The following is a 1,567-nucleotide window of genomic DNA, read 5'->3' as shown; positions in this document are numbered from 1 at the left end:
GAAAAATTACTAGAAGATATTGAACTTTTAGATATAGCTGGTGATAACTTTGATTTAGAATCAATATTAAAAGGTGAATTAACACCAGTATTCTTCGGAAGTGCCCTTACTAACTTCGGTGTTGAACCATTCTTAGAATCATTCTTAGATATAACAACACCACCAACTGCTCGTAACAGTAACTTAGGTGAAGTTGACCCTAATTCAGATAACTTCTCTGGATTTATATTTAAAATCCAAGCTAATATGGATAAAAACCACAGAGATAGAATTGCTTTCTTAAGAATTTGCTCTGGTAAATTCGAAAAAGGTATGACTGTAAATCACGTTCAAAGAGGTAAAAAGATTAAACTTTCTCAACCTCAACAATTCGTTGCACAAGATCGTGTTATGATTGAATCAGCATATCCAGGTGATATAATAGGTATCCATGACCCAGGAATATTCAACATTGGTGATACTTTAAGTGAGAAAAAAGGAAATCTTGAGTACACTGGTATACCACAATTTGCTCCTGAGCACTTTATGAAAATATCTACAAAAAATGCTCTTAAGAGAAAACAATTCGTAAAAGGTATTACTCAATTAGCAGAAGAAGGTGCTATACAAGTATTCAAAGAGCCTAATGGTGGTATGGAAGAACTTATCGTTGGAGTTGTTGGTGTACTTCAATTCGAAGTTTTAGAATATCGTCTAAAACAAGAATATGGTGTTGATATAACTATGTACTCACTACCTTATAGCCATGTACGTTGGGTTGAAAATGATCTTTCTAAATTTGGAAAACTTTCAATGCCAATGGATACATTACTTGTAGAAGATAAAAATAGAAATCCAGTAGTATTATTCGGAAATGAATGGTCTATTAGAACTCTACTTGAAAGAAATGAAGGATTAGAAGTAAGAGAAACTTCTATATAATATAGATTTTGTATAAAATAAAGGCTAGTCACATGACTAGCTTTTATTTTCATCATATTATTTTACTTCTATAATATAAGCACTTGTTTGTGGTGGTATACTCATAGTCATTACATTGGAATGATATGCTAAAACAAAGTCACCTACTTTCAAATCGTCAACGATAATTTCATTGTACTCACAATTTAAGATTAAAGTTTCATTACCTACAACTAGTCTTGTAAAAGTATATATATCATTTGGGTCTTGTCCTATGGTAATTAGTTTATATCTACCATCGCTACTGTCCATTATTTCCACAATCACTCCTATTTTATAAGAACAACATTTCATTTTTGTAACCCCCTAAGTATTTGTTTTTTAGTTTATTATACTCTAATCTTTTTGTATGGTTACTATAAGAAATTATATATGTTTAACCTTTCAATGGTTGTTTTTTATATATGTAAAAAAAGCTATTAAAGTTTAATTAGTAACTTTAATAGCTTTTTTAAAATCTTCTTATTAACTTTTAATTTAGAGTTTACTTATATTTAAAATTTATAAGCTTATTTTTTAATTGATCTTCAATATTTCTTAATTCTATTTCAGCTTCCCTACGTTTTTGACGTCCTTCTGTTTGTATATTAAGTATTTCATCAAGAGT

At 29.4% G+C, this 1,567-nt stretch carries 3 protein-coding genes; 1 reads left to right on the top strand and 2 read right to left on the bottom strand.

Going from position 1 to position 1,567, the window contains the following annotated elements:
- The coding region (locus Q0G30_RS14360; protein ID WP_366014150.1) for an EF-Tu/IF-2/RF-3 family GTPase at positions 1-921 on the top strand (921 nt) is incomplete at its 5' end.
- A 57-nt stretch (positions 922-978) separates the two neighbouring features.
- On the opposite strand, the gene Q0G30_RS14355 is transcribed toward Q0G30_RS14360, so the two are convergent.
- On the bottom strand, positions 979-1,254 hold the full coding sequence (locus Q0G30_RS14355) for a hypothetical protein (protein ID WP_294391469.1): 276 nt from the start codon (positions 1,252-1,254) through the stop codon (positions 979-981).
- A gap of 190 nt (positions 1,255-1,444) precedes the next feature.
- Positions 1,445-1,567 (bottom strand): toxic anion resistance protein (locus Q0G30_RS14350; protein ID WP_294391472.1); only part of this gene is annotated, 123 nt, incomplete at its 5' end.

Source organism: uncultured Clostridium sp. (genome assembly GCF_934754925.1).
Taxonomy (GTDB): domain Bacteria; phylum Bacillota; class Clostridia; order Clostridiales; family Clostridiaceae; genus Clostridium.
The sequence above is the reverse complement of the archived record's forward strand: the minus strand, read 5'-3'. Positions and strand labels throughout refer to the sequence as shown.